Raw genomic sequence first — 19160 nt, forward strand, 5'->3', positions numbered from 1 at the left:
TCAGATGCGAACAGAAACAGGGGAGTTGAGTACATGGATCACAAAGCCCTCGCACGGGAAATGCGCGGACTGCGCGAACAGGTCACCGGAATCACCGACACCGCGTTGGCCGCGGCGGACGGACTGCTGATAGCCGCCGACACCGCCGACTCCATCGACCCGGAGGGCCTCGCCGCCCTGGCCGCGGCCGGCCTCGGCCTCGCCCGCCGTACCGCCCAGGCGACCGCCCGCGGCACCCTGCGCCGCGCGGTCACCTACGGCAGCCACGGCTGCGCCGCCTTCTACGCCGTCGGTGACACCGCGCTGATGGTCGTCCTGGGAGACGAGGGCCTGGACGTCGACGACCTGCACCGGGTGACCCAACCCACCCTGCGCCGGATCGACTCGATCCTCACCGAAAAAGCAGCCGAAGGAGTTTGAAGGGATGGCGACGAAGCGTATGACCTCCGGTTTCTCCGACCAGGTGATGGGCCTGGTCAAAGCCCTCCGCACCGACGCCCCCGACTGCGTGGCCTCGGGCGTGGTCGACATGTCGACCGGCATGCTGTTGTCGTACGAGACCGTCGACAACCACCCGCCCGAGGTCCTGGACCTGCTGGCGGGCGCGACCCTCGACCTGTTCCAGGGCCGTACCGTCGTGATGATCGAGGACGTCTTCAAGGAACGCCGCGGGATCGCCAGTGACAACCACTTCTTCCAGGAGATCCTGGTCAACAGCGAGAACCTCACCCACCTGTTCGTCCGGATGAACGAGCAGCAGGACGTCGTGGCGGTGGTCGTCTGCCGCAAGTCGGTCAACGTGGGCATGCTGTTCGCCCAGGTCCGGCGGGTGATCCGGGAGTACGGCCTGTGACGGCGAGGGCCCCTCCCCCGCAGGAGAGGGGCCCACCGGCCCACCGGCCCGACCCGGCCAACCAGCCCGACCGGTCCACCGGCCCCGCTACTCCGTCCGCAGCCCGTCCGGCCGCATCAGCCGGAGCAGCGGCGGCAGGCTGAGCAGCGTCACCACCAGGACGACGGCCGCGCCCACGCCGGTCATGGACAGCACGCTCGGCCAGTCCACCCGCACCGTGGTGTCCGTCATCCGCATCAGCACCGCCCCCAGGGTCAGCCCCACCGTCGACGCCAGCAGCAGACCGATCGCGACGGGGATCGCCGTCTGCCACAGCACCGACAGGCTCAGCGTGCGCCGCCGGGTGCCGAAGGCGATCAGTGCCGACAACAGCTTCTTGCGCTCCCGCAGTTGCTCCAGCTGCGACACGAGCAGGCTCGCCCCGATAAGGGCCAGCACACACGAGGCGCCGACGAACAGGCCGGTGCGGATGGCGGTGTACTCGTCGGTCTGTTCGACCGACTGCCACACCATGGGTTCGCTCAGCGGGTCGATGGTCGCGGCCGTGTTCCGCACCCGCTCGTGCACGTCCGGAACGGACTCGTCGAGCTTCAGGTAGACCTGGCCGGCCAGCGCCGGAGCGGCCGCGGCCGGCAGCGCCTTCGGGGTGATCAGGAAGCCGCCCCGCTGCGTGCCGGTCGGGTCCGGCCGGGTCACCGCCTGCGCCTGCTTCAGGTCCGACGGCACCACCCAGGGAGCCTCCACGCTCTTCGGGCCGCCCTCGTAGGACGGGTCGAAGTACAGCGTCCGGCCGGGCTTCGCCAGCTGCGGGGTGATGCTGTCGACCTCGTCGCTCCCGTCCGCGGCGCCCTGGACGGCGAAGACGTCACCGTCCCGGCACGAGGTCAGGCGGGCCACCTCCCGCAGCGACGCGCAGTCCCCGACGGTCACCTCGACGCTGAGCTCCGCGTCCTTTCGCCGCTCTCCGACGTATCCCTCGGAGTAGGCGTGCGCCTGGCGTACGCCCTCGGTCCGGCGGAGCTTGTCGGCGGCCTCGTCGAGCGGTGTGCCGTTGTACACCGTCACCTGCATCTGGGTCCGCGACACGTCGTAGCCGGTGTTCTCGGTGTAGTCCTTGTCCACTCCGGCGAACAGCATCTGCAGCGCGATCGCCCCGGCCACCGCGACCGCGATGCCGTTGACCATGCGGGCAGCCGTACCGCTGCTCAACTGGAGCCTGCGTACGGCCAGTTGCCAGGCCACTCCGCCGCCGCCGAGCCGTCCGACGACCGCCTCGACGATCCACGGCAGCAACGCGGTCACGCCGATGAGCAGCAGCATGACACCGCCGACGACCAGGTACTGGTTGAAGTCGCCGTCGTCCCGGCCCTGCCCGACCATCGGGTAGAGCAGCGCGAGCCCGCCCAGCGGCAGCAGCAGCCGCCACCACAGCCGGCGCCGCGCCGGTTTCGCGGTGCGCACCACGCCGAGCGGCTCGATCACCACCCCGCGCAGCGCGAACAGCGTGACCAGGACGGCGGCCGCCGGCACGGTGAGCCCGACCAGCAGGGCGAGCGCGGGGGAGGGGTTGAGGTAGCTCGGGTACACGCTGACGTCGAACACCTCGATCGAGCCCGCCACCTGACGGCCGATCATGAAGAAGCCCGCGCCGAGCACCAGCCCCAGCACCGCGCCCGCGAGGGCTTCACCGGCGGCGATCCGCCGGGTCCCCATGCCGTCCGAGCCGACCAGCCGCAGTGCCGCGAGTCGCCGGTCGCGGCGCTCGCCGCCGAAGCGCACGGCCGCGGCGATGAACACGGCGACCGGCATCAGCAGCACCACGAAGACGACCAGGATCAGCAGGATCAGTACCGGGTCGGTCTCCTCGGAGGTCGGGTTCACCTCCCCGAACCGATCGATGCGGGCAGCCCCGCCGCCGGCGAGGTGCTCGGCGAGGTCCTCGCCGCCCCGGTAGAAGGCGAGCTCCGCCGAGCCGACCAGCCCGCTCTCGCCGATCGTGCCGACGATCCGCTGCGGCAACCGCTCGCGCAGCAACCTGCCGGAATCGGACTCCAGAAGCTGCTTCAGCTTGAGGGAGACCACCATCTCGCCCTCGGCCGGGAACTTCTCCAGACCGGGCGGCAGCGGTGCCCGCGGCCCCTCAGGCGTCAGCTCCCGCCCCCGGACCTCCTTGTCGCGGAAATCCGTATCGACCTGCGCGATCAGCAGCGAGTGGTCCGACCTGGGCACCTTCGTATCGGTGTCGCCGTAGTTGAGGTCCTGGCGGGCGGCCTCCCGGTCGTGCCGTACCGCCAGCGCGTTCGGGATCGCCGTCGTCAGCAGCAGCAACGCCACCCCGAGCCCGACCCCGACCGCGGTCAGCAGCGCCCGGACCCATCCCTCGCGCCCGCCGGCGAAGGCGAACCTGACCCCCATGGCAAGGTCCCGCCACCACTGCCGCACGTTCATATGACCCGCTCCATGTCCCGGGACCTGCCGTCCCGTACGACGATCTCGCGGTCGGAGTAGGCGGCCACCCGGGCCTCGTGCGTGACCAGCACCACGGCGGCGTTGGTGGACCGCGCCGCCTCGGTAAGCAGCTCCATCACGCGCTCGCCGTTGAGCGAGTCGAGCGCGCCGGTCGGCTCGTCGGCGAACAGCACCCGCGGGCTGGTGACCAGCGCCCGCGCCACGGCGACCCGCTGCCCCTGCCCGCCGGACACCTCGCCGGGCCGCTTCTTGCGCAGGTCGTCGACCTCCAGCCGCTCCATCCACGACAGCGCGGTCCGCTCGGCCTCCTTGCGGGAGGTCCCGTTCAGCCGCAGCGGCAGGGCGACGTTCTCCACGCAGGTCAACTCGGGGACGAGCTGCCCGAACTGGAACACGAACCCGAACTCGCTGCGCCTGAGCGCACTGCGCTGGGCGTCGTTCATGGTGGCCATCTCGCGCCCGTTGTACGTGATCGACCCCGAGTCGGGCGTCACGATCCCGGCGAGACAGTGCAGCAGCGTCGACTTCCCGGACCCCGACGGGCCCATCACGGCGACGACCTCACCGGGGTGGATGGAGAACCCGGCGCCGTCGAGCGCGAGGGTCGGGCCGTACGCCTTGCGCAGGTCGTCGGCCGTGAGCAGGGAACCGGCGGGATGCGTCACCTGGCCACCGCCTCGGCGAGCTTGTCGAGGCGCGCGGCCGTCAGTTCCAGCCAGCGCAGGTCGGCTTCCAGGTGGAACAGGGCGTGGTCGCAGATGAGTTGGTCGGCCAGATCGCCCTTGCGCTTGCGGTCGGTGAGGATCCGCATCATCCGCAGATGCTCGGCACGCTGGGCGTCGAGGATGTCGGTCGCGTCGCGCCGCGTCAGAAGAGCGAGGACGACCTTGGTGTACAGGGTCGACTGCAGATACGGCTCGGGCTTCTCCGGCGTCGCGAGCCACCGCTGCACGTCGGTGATCCCGGCCTCGGTGATGGCGTACCGCTTGCGCTCCGGCCCGTCGCCGGGCTCGACGCCGTCGACCTCGACGAGCCCGTTCTTGAGCAGGCGGGACATCGTCGAGTAGACCTGGCCGTAGTGCAGTGGCCGGTCGTGACCGAACTTCTCGTCGAAGGTCCGCTTGAGGTCGTAACCGTGGCGCGGGCCGGACTCCAGGAGCCCCAGGAGAGTGTGACCGATGGACATGCCAAGGACTCTACACACGGTGTATACCCCGTATGCATACGTCGCGTGCGCAGGCCGTGGCGGGCGGTACGGCCCCGCAGGTGGGAGCCGATTGTCACGGTTCTGCGACAGGCCCCGGGTCGCCGGGCGGACGCCCCCGGCTAGGCAACGGCCCGGTCTCCTTGGGCAGTCGTCCCGCGTCGGCGAGGGCCTTGCGCAACAGGAACTCGATCTGCGCGTTGGCGGAGCGGAGTTCGTCCCCGGCCCACCGGGCCAGCGACTCGTACACCAGCGGGTCCAGCCGCAGCAGCACCTGCTTGCGCTGCTGCGGCCGCCGCTTGGGCGAGGAGCCCTCGGACGGTGCCGTCACTGGTAGAGGGTCCCCGTGTTCAGCACCGGCTGGGGCGCGCGGTCGCCGCACAGCACCACCATCAGGTTGGACACCATCGCCGCCTTCCGTTCCTCGTCCAGTTCGACGATGCCCTGCTCGGTGATCCGGGCGAGGGCCGCCTCGACCATCCCGACCGCGCCGTCGACGATCTGCCGCCGGGCCGCCACGACCGCCCCGGCCTGCTGTCGCTGGAGCATCGCCGAGGCTATCTCCGGCGCGTACGCGAGGTGCGTGAAGCGCGACTCGATGATGTGCACGCCGGCCGCCTCCACGCGCGCGTGCAGTTCGACGGCGAGCTTCTCGGTGATCTCCTCCGCGTTGCCGCGCAGCGAGAGGCCGTCCTCCTCGTGGGCGTCGTACGGGTACTCGATGGCGATGTGGCGCACGGCCGCCTCGGTCTGGGTGGCGACGAACTCCAGGAAGTCGTCCACCTCGAAGCTGGCCTGCGCGGTGTCCTCCACCTTCCACACCACGACCGCGGCCAGCTCGATCGGGTTGCCGTAGGCGTCGTTGACCTTGAGGACCGCGGTCTCGTGGTTGCGGACGCGGGTGGAGATCTTCGCCCGGGAGGTGAGGGGGTTCACCCAACGCAGCCCGTCCTCGCGGATCGTGCCCCGGTAGCGCCCGAAGAGCTGGACGACCCGGGCCTCGCCCGGCGCCACCATGTTCAGTCCGCACATCGCGATGAACGCGGCGAGACCTATCAGGATGCCGACGACGATCAGGGCTGCCTTGGCGCCGGTCGCGGCCACCGCGGTGGCGCTCACCACCATGCCGATGCCGAGCATGAGTCCGATAAGGCCCAGCAGCAGCGCGAGACCGCCGCCGATGCTGTGCGCGGTGAACTCCCGCACGCGTGGCGCGGGCATCGCGGGTACGTCGGCGGTCGGTGCGGAGTCGTTCGTGGTCATGGAGTCCCCCCAGCTAGCTTGTGTCTATCCAAGTGATATCACTTTATCCGATCCTCGCAACCCTTACCCCCTCTCGTACGTCGGTTCCATTGGGACGGGTGCTGATTGTCACGTCCGTAAAAGACAGGATCGAAAGTCCTTTGTCACATCAAGCGGTGTTAGCTTTCTGAGCTGACCTGAGCCAGGAACCTGTGTGACAACAGAGAATGAAGCGGAGCGAGCGGACTCATGGGACGAGCCGAAGAGAGACGAGCGCGACAGCGTGGCGGCCATCGCGCGGCGCCCCCCAGCTCGTCCTCGTCGCCGGCTGCGGGCGTCGAGGGCGGCGGCCGGGCTGCCGCGCGCAAGGCGGCCAAGGGCAAGGGCGGCGGCAAGTCCGGACCGGCGGGCAAGCCCAGGAAGAGCGGCATACGCAGGCTGTTCACCTGGAAGAAGGTCCTAGGCACCTTTTTCGGCCTCTGCCTCCTCGGCATCGGCTCCTTCATCGTGCTGTACATCATGGTGCCCGTCCCCGAGGGCAACGCGGCGGCGCAGGCCGCGGAGCTCCAGAGCAACGTCTACAAGTTCAGCGACGGCCGCACGGTCCTGGCCCGATCCGGCAAGGTCAACCGCGAGATCGTGGACCTGTCCAAGGTGCCTAAAGACGTCCAGCACACCTTCGTCGCCGCCGAGAACAAGACCTTCTACTCCGACTCCGGCATCGACCTGAAGGGCACGGCCCGAGGCCTGTACAACACGCTCAGGGGCCGGGGCGCGCAGGGCGGTTCGACCATCACCCAGCAGTACGTCAAGAACTACTACCTCAGCCAGGAGCAGACGGTCACCCGCAAGCTCAAGGAGATGGTCATCTCCCTGAAGGTGGACCGCCAGAAGTCCAAGGACTACATCCTCGCCGGCTACATCAACAGCAGCTACTACGGCCGCAACGCCTACGGCATCCAGGCCGCGGCCCAGGCCTACTACCGGGTCGACGCCGACCAGCTCTCGGTCGAGCAGGGCGCGTATCTCGCCGCCCTCCTCCAGGCGCCGAGCCAGTACGACTGGGCGGTCGCGAGCAAGACCGGCAAAAAGCTGGTGAAGAACCGCTGGAACTACGTCCTGGACAACATGGTCGAGGAGGACTGGCTGGACAAGGCCGACCGCGACACCATGGAGTTCGATCCGCCGAAGGAGCCCAAGGCCGCCGCCGGCCTGGAGGGCCAGAAGGGCTACCTGGTCGACCTCGCCAACACGCAGGTCGAGGATCAGCTCATGAAGCAGCAGGGCATCTCGCGCTCTCAGGCGGAGGCCCAGGTCGTCGGCAAGGGGTGGACCATCACCCTGAACATCGACAAGAAGAAGCAGGCCGAGCTGGAGCAGTCGGTCAAGGCGCAGCTGACCAGCAAGCTGGATCCGAAGAAGCGGAAGGTCGACAAGAACGTCCAGGCCGGCGCGGTCTCCGTCGACCCGAAGACGGGCGAGATCGTCGCCCTGTACGGCGGTGTGGACTACTTCAAGCACTTCCGGAGCAACGCGACCCGCACGGACTACCAGCCCGCCTCCACGTTCAAGCCGGTGATCCTCGCCGCCGCCCTGGAGGACGACGCGGTGACGCAGTCCGACAAGCCGATCACCACGGACACGATCTACGACGGCACCAGCAAGCGCCCGGTCGAGGGCAGCGACATCGCGTTCGGGCCGGAGAACGAGGACGACAGGGACTACGGTGACGTCACCGTGCAGACGGCGATGAACAAGTCCATCAACTCCGTCTTCGCGCAGTTGGGCGTGGACGTCGGCATGGACAAAGTGCTCGAGATGGGCGAGAAGCTCGGCATGGACACCGGCGACCTCAAGCCGGTGCCCGCGCTGACCCTCGGCACCATGGGCGCGAGCCCGCTGCAGATGGCCGGGGTCTACGCCACGCTCGACAACCACGGCAAGCAGGTCACGCCGAGCATCGTCAAGTCGGCCGAGCACGCCACCAGCAAGGTGGAGATGCCCGACCCGATCGGCGAGGAGGTCCTCTCCCCGGAGACCGCCGACACGGTCACCTCGGTGCTGACCGGCGTGGTCGACGACGGTACGGCCAGCGACTCCGTGGCGAGGAACCCGGAGCGCGACGGCCAGCAGGTCGCCGGCAAGACCGGTACCTCCGACGACAACAAGTCGGCCTGGTTCACCGGCTACACGCCCGACCTGGTCACCTCGGTGGGCCTGTTCGGCGAGGACCAGAAGACCAGCGCGCAGGTCAAGATGTACGGCGCGGGCGGCGAGGAGCGCGTCAACGGAGGTGGTTTCCCGGCGCAGATCTGGGCGGCGTACACCTTCGGCGTCTCGGCCAAGAACTCCAAGTTCGACCTGGACACCGACCAGGGCGCGGCGGTCAAGCCGACCAAGTCGCCGACGGCCACGCAGCCCCCGCCGTCGCAGACCCAGACGTCCGAGCCGCCCAAGGAGGAGCCGACGTCGGAGCCCCCGCCGTCGCAGACCGCGACGTCCGAGCCGCCCAGCGAGCCACCGACGACGTCGGCGCCGCCGCCTACCGCTCCGTCGACGTCACCGCCGATCACCCCGCCGACGGGCGACGGTACCCCGGAGGATCCCCTCGACCCGGACGACCAGCTCTGACAGGCCAACGGGCCCGCCGCGTCACCTGTGACGCGGCGGGCCCGTTCGCGTAGGGCGCCGAGGAGAAGAGACCGGAGGAGCGGACACCGGAGGAGGGGACGATGAACACCTCCTCCGGCCGGGCGGGTGGAACGCCCGTCACCCGCTGTTGAGCTCGAACCACACCACCTTGCCGGTGCTCAACCGAGTCGCCCCCCACCGCCGAGCCAGCTTGTTCACGAGGTACAGCCCACGCCCGCCCTCGTCCGTGGCCCGCGCCTGCCGCAGCCGCGGCAACTGCGGTACGTCGTCCCCCACTTCACAGCGCAGGACATCCGTCCGCAGCAGCCGTAGCGTGATCGGCCGGGAGGCATACCGCACCGCGTTCGTCACGACCTCGCTGACCAGCAGCTCCACCGAGTCGCTGAGTTCCTCCATGCCCCAGCGGGACAGCGCCCGGCGGGCCAGCCGACGGGCCCGCCCGGGAGCCATCTCCTCCGGCTCCAGGAACCAGTACGCCACATCACTCGGTGCGATCCCGTCGAAGCGGGCGGCGAGCAGCGCGATGTCGTCGTCCCGGTCACCCGGGCCGAGCATGTCGAGCACCTCGTCGCACAGGGCCTCGAGCGGCGGCGGGTGGTCGGGTCCGGTCAGCTGCGCGGTCGCGGCGAGCTTCTCGCGCAGCTGCTCTATGCCGGTCCACACGTCTCTCAGACGCGACTCGACGAGCCCGTCGGTGTACAGGAGCAGGGTCGCTCCGGCGGGCGCGTCCAGCTCCACGGCCTCGAAGTCCACGCCGCCCACACCGATCGGCGCACCCGGCGGTACCCGCAGCACCTCGGCCCGGCCGCCCAGGTGCAGCAGGACCGGTGGGGGATGGCCGGCGTTGGCGATGGTGATCCGGTGCGCCACCGGGTCGTAGACGGCGTAGAGACAGGTCGCCATGCGGTCGGTGCCCAGGCGCTGCGCCTGTTCGTCGAGATGGTGCAGGACCTCCTGCGGGGGCAGGTCGAGTCCGGCGAGTGTCTGGGCCGTCGTCCGCAGCTGGCCCATGATCGCCGCACTGGTCATGGAGTGGCCCATGACGTCACCGACGACCAGGGCGACCCGGCTGCCGGGCAGCGGGATCGCGTCGTACCAGTCGCCGCCCACCCGCGCGGTCTCCGCGGCCGGTAGATAGCGGGACGCCAGCCGCACACCGGTCGGGCGCGGAAGGGTCTCCGGCAGCATGGTGCGCTGCAACTCGTCGGCGATGTACGCCTCGCGGCCGTACAGCACCGCCTTGTCGATGCCGAGCGCACTGTGCGTGGCGAGCTGCGCGGCGACCAGCAGGTCATCCGGCTCGAAGGCGATCCGGTCCGGACGGCGCAGGAACAGCGCGGCACCGATCACCCGGCGACGGCCGCGCAGCGGGGCCAGGATCGCGCGCCTGCCTGTCGGTACGGCGAACTCGCCGCCCTCGCCCAGCAGCTCGGGCAGTGCGGCGCGCGCGGCGGGCGGGTCCGTGAAGACGGGACGCACCCCGCGCAGCACCTCGGCCAGCGCGCTGCCGGGCCGCACCTCGCACAGCTCGGTGCCGATCGTGCCCAGCTCGGACGGATCCGGCACCGGAACCGGCAGGATCCCGTCCTCCAGGTCCCGCTCCTGCGGGATCCGGTCGGTGCGGCGCAGCCGCAGCACCAGCGGCCCGACGGGCCGTTCGTCGCCGACCGGCAGCGGGTCACGCAGATAGACGAGGATGGCGTCCGAGAACGTCGGCACAGTGGCGCGGCACAGCCCCATCACGATCTCGTCGAGGTCGAGGCCCCGGGCGATCCGCCGGGTCGCGGCGCCCACGAACCGCAGCCGGTCGCCGTCCCGCCGCATCGGAGTGGGTCGGCCCGCCGACAGACCCTGTCCGGTCCGCCGCTCCGAGCCGTCGAGGACGTCGGAGGGCTCGGCGCCGGGCTGGAGCGGGATGCTCTCCGCCACGGGCCGGGGGCGGTGTGTGTCGGGCTCGGCGGCGGCCGGCTGGGAGTGCTCGGGGCCGGTGCCGGGGTCATTGTCCATGCCGCTCGATGTCGTCGTTCCGGACGCGGGCGTCGTACCAGGGGCGGCCGACGGTGGCTCACCGGCGCGTGCCTGCACCGGTAACACGCCGGCGCCGGGCGTGCACGACGGCGTGTCCGCGCCGTGGGGATGGGACGCCGTGGAGGCACGCAGGAGCGCCCCACGGCCGTCCGCGGGGTCGACGCCCGCCTGGGGGCGTTCGAAGGTCGGCTGCTCCGTCACGCGTGTCGAATCCGTCCGTCCGGGGCTGCGCGCCGCGCGCGCAGATGGTCCCGCCGAAAACCCGATACCCGGAATATGTGTCCCTGGAACGGATTTCCCGCGTGGTCAGAGGCTGTTCGTGTGCCACCGGCGGCCCGACCTCGTCCCGTACCGGTGTTGTCCTCGTACCCCTCGCTCACGTCCTGCCGCCCCTCGGTGACGATCGGTCAAGCCCAGCGCGTGCTCCGGTGTTTGCCACTGCGCGCCCTTGCGGAGGACGATCCTACGTTTCGTGCCCGGGGGCGCATCAAGGGTCTCACGAGGACAGATGCGCGGGCGTGCGATCCCAGTCCGGGGGCAATGACGGGACGGACCAGGACGGATCGGGCCTCCAGTGCTGCCAGCCGTCCGAGAACGGCGGCCCCCAGGAGCGGATCACCTCCACCACCGACCGCCCGGCCTCCCCCACCTTCCGCGCGAGCTGGGCGTCCATCAGCCCGTCCCGCTGGGCCTGGGCGAACTCGTCCTCGTCCCGCCAGTGCCAACTGCGGTCCGGGTGCACGGAGATGTCGAGGAAGTGGTCCTCGGAGTCGACCCCGCCGGACCATCGCGCCAGTGGCTCCTCGAGATTCACGTACCAGTTCTTGAACTGCCAGCCCGGATCCCAGAACAGCCACACCGACCACGGCTCACCGGGCCGGGCGAGCTTCAGCACGCCGGTCCCGAACCACCGGTCGCGCGTCACGGCCCGCGGCTTGGTGTAGCGGGTCTCCAGCGGCTCCACGTGCACGGCCGTACCGTCCGCGAGCACCGGCTTCACACACTCGGTCCCCGGGGCCAGCCAGACAGCGAGCAGCTCGCTGTCGTCCCGTACGACGGTGACGGGACGCGCGATATGGAAGCGCCTGCCGCCGTTCTCCCGGTAACGCCACAGGATCTGACTCCCGGGCGCCCAGTACACCGCCGACCCGTCCGCTGCCATGTCGGCTCTCACCGCTCCACCGTCTGCCATGCACAGATATTAGGTGCCGTAGGCATCCGACGCTGCGGTGCGCGTCACGGTTCACACCCGCGGCGACAATGGTTCGCGGGCGGTTACGGGTGTGTCATCCGCAGGACATCCAGCGCCTCGTCGAGCTGCTGCTCGGTGAGGTCGCCGCGCTCCACGTACCCGTTCTCGACGACGACCTGACGGATCGTCTTCCGCTCGGCCAGCGCCTTCTTGGCGACCTTGGCGGCCTCCTCGTACCCGATGTACTTGTTGAGCGGAGTCACGACGGACGGTGAGGACTCGGCGTACTCCCTGGCCCGCTCCCGGTGGGCGACGATCCCGTCGACGGTCCGGTCGGCGAGCAGCCGCGAGACGTTGCCGAGCAGCCGGATCGACTCCAGCACGTTCTTGGCGATGACCGGCAGCATCACGTTGAGCTCGAAGTTGCCGGCCGCTCCGGCGGTCGCGACGGTGGCGTCGTTGCCGATCACCTGGGCGGCGACCATGAGCACGGCCTCCGGGATCACCGGGTTGACCTTGCCCGGCATGATCGACGAGCCCGGCTGCAGGTCGGGGAGGGAGATCTCGGCGAGCCCGGTGCGGGGGCCGGAGGACATCCAGCGCAGATCGTTCGCGATCTTGGTCAGTCCGACGGCGATGGTCCGCAGCTGCCCGCTGGTCTCGACGATTCCGTCCCGCGCCCCCTGCGCCTCGAAGTGGTCGCGGGCCTCGGTGAGCGGCAGCCCGGTGCTGCGGGCGACCTCCTCGATGACGGCGGCGGAGAAACCGGGGGGCGTGTTGATGCCGGTGCCGACGGCCGTGCCGCCCAGGGGCAGTTCGGCGAGCCGGGGGAGGGAGGCGGTCAGCCGCTCGACGCCGTAGCGGATCTGCGCCGCGTATCCGCCGAACTCCTGGCCCAGCGTCACGGGGGTGGCGTCCATGAGGTGGGTGCGCCCCGACTTCACGACGTCGGCGAACTCCTCGGACCTGCGCTCCAGGGCCGCCGCCAGGTGCTCCAGGGCGGGGATCAGGTCGCGGGTGACGGCGGCGGTGGCCGCGATGTGGATCGAGGAGGGGAACACGTCGTTGGACGACTGCGAGGCGTTGACGTGGTCGTTGGGGTGGACGTCCCGGCCCAGGCGCTCGGTGGCGAGGGTGGCGACGACCTCGTTGGTGTTCATGTTGGACGAGGTCCCGGACCCGGTCTGGAACACGTCGACGGGGAACTGCTCGTCCCACCGCCCCTCGGCGACCTCCCCCGCCGCTTCCTGGATCGCCTCGGCGATGTCCTTGTCGAGCACACCGAGACGCGCGTTCACCTTGGCCGCGGCGCCCTTGATCCGGGCGAGCGCCTCGATGTGGGCGCGTTCGATGCGCTGCCCGGAGATCGGGAAGTTCTCCACGGCCCGCTGCGTCTGGGCCCGCCACTTGGCGTCCGCCGGTACGCGTACCTCGCCCATGGAGTCGTGCTCGATGCGGTATTCACTCATGCCCTGTACAGCGAACGGGACGCCGGGGATGTTCCGGGCGCTCGGCCACCCGGGTGCGGTTGCCGTGTGACCCAGCTCTCACGACGGCCGCGCAGCAGACGGAGGGGTGCTCGCGTCGAGGAGGGGTGACAGGAAGGGAGGGAGCGTGTGGAGACGGACTTCGACGGTTTCGTCGCCGCCCGGTCGGCCGCGCTGTTCCGGGGCGCCCTGGTACTGACGGGCAGCCGTGACGCCGCTGAGGACCTGGTCCAGGAGACCCTGGAACGGGCCTGCCGCAAGTGGCGCACGATCGCCGACAAGGACGCCCCGGACGCCTATGTGCGGCGGATCATGGTCAATCTGGCCAACGACCGCTGGCGGCGCTTCCGCCGTACGGTTCCGCAGGCGGACGGCCCCGACCGGGCCGCCCCCGGTGACGAGTACGGACAGGTCGACAGCAGGGACCAGTTGGTGCGCGCGCTGCAGCAACTGCCCATGCGGATGCGGACGGTCGTGGTGCTGCGGTACTTCCACGACCTCTCCGACACCGAGATCGCGGCCGACCTGGACATCTCGCCGAGCACGGTGCGCTCCCAGCTCGCCCGGGGGATCGAGAAGCTCAGAAGCCAGTTCCCCGCACTCTCCGCCCCTTCACCACGGCAGCCCACGGAAGGAATCCGATGACCTCGTACGGCGAAGCGCGGCCTTCCGGCTGCACACCTTTCGAAGAGGAACTGATGAACGCCATGAACCGATTCGCGAACTCCGCCGAGGCCCCCGAGTTCGACGCGCCCCAGATCGTGCGCCGCACCCGGCGCAGGCGGACCCTCGGCATCGCCGCCGTCGCCGCCGCCCTCATCGCGGCGGGCGGGGGGACCGCCCTGGCCACCTCGGTCGCGAGCGACAGCAGCCCGACGCCGGTGGCGACCAGCACGGCCACCGGGAGCGACGCCACCACCATGCTCTACGGCGAGGACCCGACCATCCCGATCGACTTCGCCGGCTGGAGCCTGGACGGGGCCAAGACGTACCTCGACAAGACGCAGACGAAGCTCGGCACCGTCGCCAAGAAGGCCGTCAAGGGCTGCAAGCCGAACTCGGTGCTCGGGGTGTCCCCGCACGCCCCGAAGATCGTCCACAACGGCGACACGGTCAGCTTCATCGTCTGCGCCGGCTGATCAGGCCCTGACCTGAGATGACGCCCGCCCCTGCGTCAATCAGGGGCGGGCGTCCGTCACAGGGTCACACGCATCACACCGGACCCGGCCCCCGCACCGCTGCTGGGCGGAGAAGAACAAGGTCGAGTGGTGGTTCACCCTGACCTACGCCTCCTGGGCCGGCTCGATCGAGGCCCACTTCGGACCACTGAGACTCGACGGCGGAGGCGATCTTGCCGTCGCGGACCATGTAGCGACCGAGGCGGCGATTGTCGTAGCTGCCGCCGAACACGGTGGTGGGCTTGGAGGTCCACCGAACAGGGTGGTGGCCTTGGAGGTCCATTCGGCCACCACGCGTTCGCCCTCGGCCGCGCGCGAGGCTGAGTGGGTGCCAGGTCATGCAGCTTGACCGCGCCCCCGATGCGGGGGCGGACCGGGGGCGCGGAGCATGGTGTTCCAGGCGGACAACAGGGGGCTGAGCTCCTGTGGGAGCCACTTGGCCGGTGCCGCAGGGGCACGCGGTGTCTCCTGCTGACGAGTCACAGCGGATGCCAGGCCGCCTCGCGCCCATCGGGCCGCACCCGGCCGAAGACAACGTCCGCGAAGTGGATGCCGAAGCCGAGGGTGTCCGGGCGTAGGAGTTCGGCGATCAGACGGCGGCGGTGGAGTTCCGACCGGTCGGGGTCGGCGTCGGAGATCGCGGACCACTCGGGGTGCCGTATCTGCAGGGAGGAGAGCATGGCGTCGCCGAAGGCGAGCAGTCGGACGCCGTGGGAGGCGATGACGAAGCCCGTGTGACCGGCGGTGTGGCCGGGCAGGGCCACGGCGTGGACGCCGGGGAAGACCTCTTCGCCGGCGAGCACCAGCCGTGTCCGGGCTTCGAGGGCCGCCACCTCGGGGTCGCAGTGGTCCCATTCGGCCTTGGGGATGACGAAGGTGGCCCGGGTGAACAGGGGCGGATCGACGCAGGCCCAGCCGATGTGGTCGGGGTGGAGGTGGGTGAAGGCGACCGTCTCGATGTCCGTGGGGGACCGCCCGAGCAGGGCCAGATTGCCGGGCAGTGAGCCGCCGTGCACCGCGCCCCGGTCGGGATGGTCGGAATTCTCCGGTACCGCGCGCGGGCCGAACCCGGCGTCGATCAGCAGAGCCCGGGTGCCGTGCTCGACGAGCAGGCCGCCGGTGTTGGCGACGAGTCGGCGGGTGTCGTTGAGGTAGGCGCTGTACCCGCTCCAGTGGCGGTCGGCGGTCGCGGGCGGACCGCCGGCCGGCTTCAGCAGCATCGCCCCGTCGGGCACATAGCTGACCTTCATCTCCCCCACGCGCAGGGTACGCACGGCGGAGGGCCTGCGCAGTCGGCTGTCGTTCACGAATGCTCTCCTCGCAGGCGGCGAAGGCGCCCGCCGCGGCTCGGATACGGGGACGGCGCGGCCGTCCGCCGAGCGGCGGCGGACGGTCGCGCCGTGGTGCGCGGACGGTTCCGGCGGGCGGAGCCGCAGGCCCGACACGGGACGGCCTAGGCCGGGGTCCGCTTGCGCAGTACGGTGCCGACGAGCAGGGCGCCGGCGAGGGCGACGACACCGGCCGTGACCATGCCCGCGTGCAGCCCGCCCAGGATGTCGGCGCGGGACGGCGTGGCGCCCGACGACAGGGCGTTGGTGCGGGCCGCGGCGATCGCGCTCAGACCCGAGACACCGATCGCGGCCACGTACTGCGGCAGCTGCGACAGACCGCCGACGACACCCTGGTCCTCCTCGGTGACGCCCGTGGTCATCACGGTGATGAACGAGACGACGCTGAAGACGTGGCCGAGTCCCATGACGGAGGAGGTGACGAGCAGGGCGGCCAGGTTCACGTCCTGGGGCAGGGCGAACATCGCGACCGTGCCGACGCCCTGGATGAGCAGGCCCGCGGCCAGCACCTTCACCCCGCCGAACCGGCCCAGCAGCTTCGCGACGTACATGCCGCCGAGGGTCGCGGCCGCGCCCTCGCCGAGGTAGCTGAGACCGGCCTGCAGCGCGGTGAAGCCGAGCACGTCCTGCATGTACAGGCTCAGCAGCACGGTCGTACCGGCGCACATGCCGAAGGTGATGACACCGAACAGCCCCGACCACTTCACGGACGGCCGGTTCAGCACGGACAGCGGCACCAGCGGCTCCGGGTGGCGCCGCTCGACCAGCAGGAACGCGGCCAGCAGCACCAGGCCACCGACGATCGGGCCGAGCGCCGCGGGACGGGTCCAGCCCTCGTCACCGCCCGTGGAGATGCCGTAGACCAGGCCGAACAGGCCGAGTGTGGACAGGATCGCGCCCGGGATGTCCATCCTGCGGGCGGCACCGGACTCGTGGATCGCCGGCAGGGCCAGCGCGCCGGCCAGCGCCAGCGCGCCCATCACGCACAGCGCGACCATGGTCCAGCGCCAGCTGAAGCCGTTGGTGATGACACCGCCGCCGAGCGCGCCGAACACGAAGCCCAGCGACATGACGGCACCGTTGAGGCCCAGGGCGCGGGCGCGCTTGGGGCCCTCCTGGAAGTAGCCGGTCATCAGGGCGATGGCGGACGGGGCGATCATCGCGGCGGCGGTGCCCTGGCCGATGCGGGTGGCGATCAGCGCGCCGGGGCTGTTCGCGAGGGCGGCGCCGAGCGAGAACAGGGTGAAGACCGCGACGCCGAGGGTGAACAGCCGCTTGCGGCCGATCAGGTCGGCGACCCGGGCGAACAGGGGAAGCAGGCTCGCCGACGGCAGCAGGCTGGCGGTGGCCACCCACTGCAGGGTGCCGGCCGAGGAGAAGCCGAGGGCGGTGCCGATGTCGGGCAGGGCGACGGTGACGATGGAGAAGTCCAGGCCGCACATGAAGGTGGCGCAGCACAGGGTGATCAGCACCAGCCACTCGCGTGCCCCGAAGACGCCGTCGGCGGCGGGCCGGGGCGGTGCGGTGACCTCGTGCGTGGGACTGGTGGGGGGTGAGGATTCGGTGACGGCCATGAGGGTCCTTCCTGATGATCTCGCTGGCTACTCCAGCTTCGAATCGGGGGACCTGCGCAACAAGGACGATCTGTGCAACGATCGATTCGCTGGGCTCATCGTTCGAGGTCGCGGAAGTGAGGAGGCGCGGGAGAACCGGTCATGGAACGCCAGGAGATCGAGATTTTCCTGACCCTCGCGGAAGAACTGCACTTCGGGCGGAGTGCCGAGCGCGTGGGTGTCTCGCAGAGCCGGGTCAGTCAGACCGTCGCCCGGCTGGAGCGACGTATCGGTGCCAAGCTGTTCGACCGCACCAGCCGTCAGGTGACCCTCACGCCTATCGGGGAACAGCTCAGGGACGATCTCGTGCCCGCGTGGCGAGGGGTCGAGGAGGCCGTCGCCAGGGCCATGGCGGCCGGGCGGGGGATCACCGGATCGCTGCGGATCGGTTTCTCCGGCGCCTTCACGGGCCATCTGCTGCACAGCATCGCCGAGGCGTTCGGGCGTCGCTACCCGGGTGTGGACGTGCAGGTACGGCAGGTGCAGATCTCGGACCCCTACGGTCCGCTGCGCACGGGGGACGTCGAGCTCCAGGTCACCGAACCTCCGCTGGCCGAGCCTGATCTGACGCTGGGCCCGGTGCTGGTGTCGCAGCCGAGGGTGCTGCTGATGTCGTCCGCGCACCCCTTCGCGCGGCGTGATTCGGTGAGCGTGGAGGACCTGGCGGAGGCGACGCTGCTGACGGTCGCCGGGAGTGTGCCGGCGCAGTGGCTGGACCACCACTTCCCGCGGCAGACGCCGTCGGGGCGGCCCATCCCGCACGGGCAGGCCATGACGCACTGGGAGGACGCGCTCTCCCTGGTCCTCGCCGGCAAGGGCGTGACTCCGGTGGCGGCCGCCGGTGCGCACTACTACAGCCGTCCCGGCCTGGTCTTCAAGCCGTTCACGGACGCCCCGGGCATCGACTACGCCTTCGTCTGGCCCACCGGCCATGAGACGGCCCGGCTGCGGGCCTTCGTCCAGGTGGCCATGGAGCGGGTGCGCGCGGTGGGCGGCCCTTCGCGGGCCGTGGAGAGCCTGTGGACCAACGAGGGCACCGGCATCTAGGGGTGGTGGGGCGTCACCGCAGGGCCCCCGCGCCCGCGGCTGCGAGATAGCGCTGGTCGGGGCTGTCCTGGAGCATCACGTGGTGCAGGGTCGTGGTGGACGGTGACGGCGGGATGCCGAGGTCGTCGGTCATCCGGCGGTGCAGCGACTGGTAGACCTCCAGGGCCGTGGCACGGCGCCCCGAGGCGTAGAGCGCCCGCATCAGCTGGGTGTGCAGGTTCTCGTGGTACGGGTGCTCGTCGACCAGGGCGACGGCCTCCCCGACCGCCTCCTGGAAGCGCCGGCACAGCAGCAGCGCGTCGATCCGCGCCTCGCAGGCCGCGAGGTGCGCCTCGTTCAGCACCCGGGCCTGCACGGTGAGCCGGCTGCCGTGCCGGACGTTGCAGAAGGGCGTGCCGCGCCACATGGCCAGCGCCTCGCCGAGGGTGTCGGTCGCGGTGTGCGCCTCGCGCTTGTCCAGCAGGTCACGGGCCTGGAGGACCAGCCGCTCGAAGCGCGGCCGGTCCCATTCGTCGTGGTCGAGGCGCAGCACATAGCCGTTGCCGTCGGTGACCAGCCGGTGGTCGGCGATGTCGCGGACGCTGGTGCCCGTGCCGGCGGCCAGCGTCTTGCGTATCGCCCCTATGTACGTCTGCAGGGCGGTGGTGGCGGTGCGGGGCGGCTCGCCGTCCCACACCTCGCTCAGCAGCGCCGGGACGGACACACGGTGGTTGGCCTTCGCCATGAGCAGGGCGAGCACCTGGCGCTGCTTGGGCGCGCTGGGGGTGATGTCACGCCCCTGCTCGCGGACATCGATCGGTCCAAGGACACGGAACTCCACAGCCCCTCCTCAAGGTTGGGTGTCAC

The 19160-nt window shown here is 70.6% G+C and carries 17 protein-coding genes; 6 read left to right on the forward strand and 11 right to left on the reverse strand.

Annotated features, from left to right (window positions below):
• Positions 1-33 precede the first annotated feature (33 nt).
• Both OHA64_RS30885 and OHA64_RS30890 read left to right on the forward strand, forming a co-directional pair.
• Positions 34-420 (forward strand): roadblock/LC7 domain-containing protein, encoded by a 387-nt coding sequence (locus tag OHA64_RS30885; protein WP_405618597.1) that lies wholly within the window; start codon positions 34-36, stop codon positions 418-420.
• Positions 421-424: 4 nt separating this feature from the next.
• Positions 425-853 carry a hypothetical protein gene (locus OHA64_RS30890; RefSeq protein WP_405618599.1) on the forward strand — a complete coding sequence of 143 codons (429 nt, stop codon included), beginning with the start codon at positions 425-427 and terminating at the stop codon, positions 851-853.
• A gap of 87 nt (positions 854-940) precedes the next feature.
• Here the strand turns inward: OHA64_RS30890 and OHA64_RS30895 are convergent, their stop codons facing one another.
• From OHA64_RS30895 to OHA64_RS30915, 5 genes are all read right to left on the reverse strand, one after another.
• Positions 941-3301 carry an ABC transporter permease gene (locus OHA64_RS30895; RefSeq protein WP_405618601.1) on the reverse strand — a complete coding sequence of 787 codons (2361 nt, stop codon included), beginning with the start codon at positions 3299-3301 and terminating at the stop codon, positions 941-943.
• Positions 3298-3987, reverse strand: a complete 690-nt coding sequence (locus OHA64_RS30900; protein ID WP_405618603.1) for an ABC transporter ATP-binding protein — start codon at positions 3985-3987, stop codon at positions 3298-3300. The genes OHA64_RS30895 and OHA64_RS30900 overlap by 4 nt, the downstream gene beginning before the upstream one ends.
• Entirely contained in the window at positions 3984-4508 is a 525-nt protein-coding gene (locus tag OHA64_RS30905) for a PadR family transcriptional regulator (protein ID WP_405618605.1), read from the reverse strand. Before OHA64_RS30905 ends, OHA64_RS30900 begins: the two co-directional genes overlap by 4 nt.
• Positions 4509-4602: 94 nt before the next feature.
• Positions 4603-4857 (reverse strand): hypothetical protein, encoded by a 255-nt coding sequence (locus tag OHA64_RS30910; RefSeq protein ID WP_405618607.1) that lies wholly within the window; start codon positions 4855-4857, stop codon positions 4603-4605.
• Positions 4854-5789: an SPFH domain-containing protein gene (locus OHA64_RS30915; RefSeq protein WP_405618610.1), complete on the reverse strand. Its 936-nt coding sequence runs from the start codon at positions 5787-5789 to the stop codon at positions 4854-4856. The genes OHA64_RS30910 and OHA64_RS30915 overlap by 4 nt, the downstream gene beginning before the upstream one ends.
• A 228-nt stretch (positions 5790-6017) precedes the next feature.
• On the opposite strand from OHA64_RS30915, the gene OHA64_RS30920 reads away from it, so the two are divergent.
• Positions 6018-8399, forward strand: a complete 2382-nt coding sequence (locus OHA64_RS30920) for a transglycosylase domain-containing protein (protein WP_405618612.1) — start codon at positions 6018-6020, stop codon at positions 8397-8399.
• Positions 8400-8537: 138 nt separating this feature from the next.
• On the opposite strand, the gene OHA64_RS30925 is transcribed toward OHA64_RS30920, so the two are convergent.
• The 3 genes from OHA64_RS30925 to OHA64_RS30935 form a co-directional block, all read right to left on the reverse strand.
• Positions 8538-10649 carry a SpoIIE family protein phosphatase gene (locus OHA64_RS30925; protein ID WP_405618614.1) on the reverse strand — a complete coding sequence of 704 codons (2112 nt, stop codon included), beginning with the start codon at positions 10647-10649 and terminating at the stop codon, positions 8538-8540.
• Positions 10650-10944: 295 nt separating this feature from the next.
• Complete coding sequence (locus tag OHA64_RS30930) at positions 10945-11640, reverse strand: DUF402 domain-containing protein (protein WP_405618616.1); 696 nt, start codon at positions 11638-11640, stop codon at positions 10945-10947.
• An 83-nt stretch (positions 11641-11723) separates the two neighbouring features.
• The gene (locus OHA64_RS30935) at positions 11724-13109 is read right to left on the reverse strand and encodes a class II fumarate hydratase (protein ID WP_405618618.1); all 1386 of its coding nucleotides are present in this window, start codon (positions 13107-13109) and stop codon (positions 11724-11726) included.
• A 147-nt stretch (positions 13110-13256) separates the two neighbouring features.
• On the opposite strand from OHA64_RS30935, the gene OHA64_RS30940 reads away from it, so the two are divergent.
• Together OHA64_RS30940 and OHA64_RS30945 are read left to right on the forward strand one after the other, a co-directional pair.
• The gene (locus OHA64_RS30940) at positions 13257-13772 is read left to right on the forward strand and encodes a SigE family RNA polymerase sigma factor (RefSeq protein WP_405618620.1); all 516 of its coding nucleotides are present in this window, start codon (positions 13257-13259) and stop codon (positions 13770-13772) included.
• Positions 13773-13834: 62 nt separating this feature from the next.
• Positions 13835-14266 (forward strand): hypothetical protein, encoded by a 432-nt coding sequence (locus OHA64_RS30945; protein ID WP_405618622.1) that lies wholly within the window; start codon positions 13835-13837, stop codon positions 14264-14266.
• A 518-nt stretch (positions 14267-14784) separates the two neighbouring features.
• On the opposite strand, the gene OHA64_RS30950 is transcribed toward OHA64_RS30945, so the two are convergent.
• Both OHA64_RS30950 and OHA64_RS30955 read right to left on the reverse strand, forming a co-directional pair.
• Positions 14785-15612, reverse strand: a complete 828-nt coding sequence (locus OHA64_RS30950) for an MBL fold metallo-hydrolase (RefSeq protein ID WP_405618624.1) — start codon at positions 15610-15612, stop codon at positions 14785-14787.
• A 146-nt stretch (positions 15613-15758) separates the two neighbouring features.
• On the reverse strand, positions 15759-17228 hold the full coding sequence (locus OHA64_RS30955) for an MFS transporter (RefSeq protein ID WP_405618626.1): 1470 nt from the start codon (positions 17226-17228) through the stop codon (positions 15759-15761).
• Between the two features lie 141 nt (positions 17229-17369).
• Here OHA64_RS30955 and OHA64_RS30960 point away from each other — a divergent pair, with 141 nt between their 5' ends.
• Entirely contained in the window at positions 17370-18314 is a 945-nt protein-coding gene (locus OHA64_RS30960) for a LysR family transcriptional regulator (RefSeq protein ID WP_405618628.1), read from the forward strand.
• A gap of 13 nt (positions 18315-18327) precedes the next feature.
• Here the strand turns inward: OHA64_RS30960 and OHA64_RS30965 are convergent, their stop codons facing one another.
• A complete protein-coding gene (locus tag OHA64_RS30965; protein WP_405618630.1) occupies positions 18328-19134 on the reverse strand; it encodes a BTAD domain-containing putative transcriptional regulator in 807 nt (268 codons plus the stop codon).
• Positions 19135-19160: the final 26 nt, after the last annotated feature.

It is taken from the genome of Streptomyces sp. NBC_00076 (assembly GCF_045041235.1).
Lineage (GTDB): Bacteria > Actinomycetota > Actinomycetes > Streptomycetales > Streptomycetaceae > Streptomyces.

What these genes read in the sequence shown, in the direction of transcription:
- OHA64_RS30885 (WP_405618597.1), top strand. Translation starts at nt 34, where the DNA reads ATGGATCACAAAGCCCTCGCACGGGAAATGCGCGGACTGCGCGAACAG.
- OHA64_RS30890 (WP_405618599.1), top strand. Translation starts at nt 425, where the DNA reads ATGGCGACGAAGCGTATGACCTCCGGTTTCTCCGACCAGGTGATGGGC.
- OHA64_RS30895 (WP_405618601.1), bottom strand. Translation starts at nt 3,301, where the DNA reads ATGAACGTGCGGCAGTGGTGGCGGGACCTTGCCATGGGGGTCAGGTTC.
- OHA64_RS30905 (WP_405618605.1), bottom strand. Translation starts at nt 4,508, where the DNA reads ATGTCCATCGGTCACACTCTCCTGGGGCTCCTGGAGTCCGGCCCGCGC.
- OHA64_RS30915 (WP_405618610.1), bottom strand. Translation starts at nt 5,789, where the DNA reads ATGACCACGAACGACTCCGCACCGACCGCCGACGTACCCGCGATGCCC.
- OHA64_RS30920 (WP_405618612.1), top strand. Translation starts at nt 6,018, where the DNA reads ATGGGACGAGCCGAAGAGAGACGAGCGCGACAGCGTGGCGGCCATCGC.
- OHA64_RS30930 (WP_405618616.1), bottom strand. Translation starts at nt 11,640, where the DNA reads ATGGCAGACGGTGGAGCGGTGAGAGCCGACATGGCAGCGGACGGGTCG.
- OHA64_RS30935 (WP_405618618.1), bottom strand. Translation starts at nt 13,109, where the DNA reads ATGAGTGAATACCGCATCGAGCACGACTCCATGGGCGAGGTACGCGTA.
- OHA64_RS30945 (WP_405618622.1), top strand. Translation starts at nt 13,835, where the DNA reads ATGAACCGATTCGCGAACTCCGCCGAGGCCCCCGAGTTCGACGCGCCC.
- OHA64_RS30955 (WP_405618626.1), bottom strand. Translation starts at nt 17,228, where the DNA reads ATGGCCGTCACCGAATCCTCACCCCCCACCAGTCCCACGCACGAGGTC.
- OHA64_RS30960 (WP_405618628.1), top strand. Translation starts at nt 17,370, where the DNA reads ATGGAACGCCAGGAGATCGAGATTTTCCTGACCCTCGCGGAAGAACTG.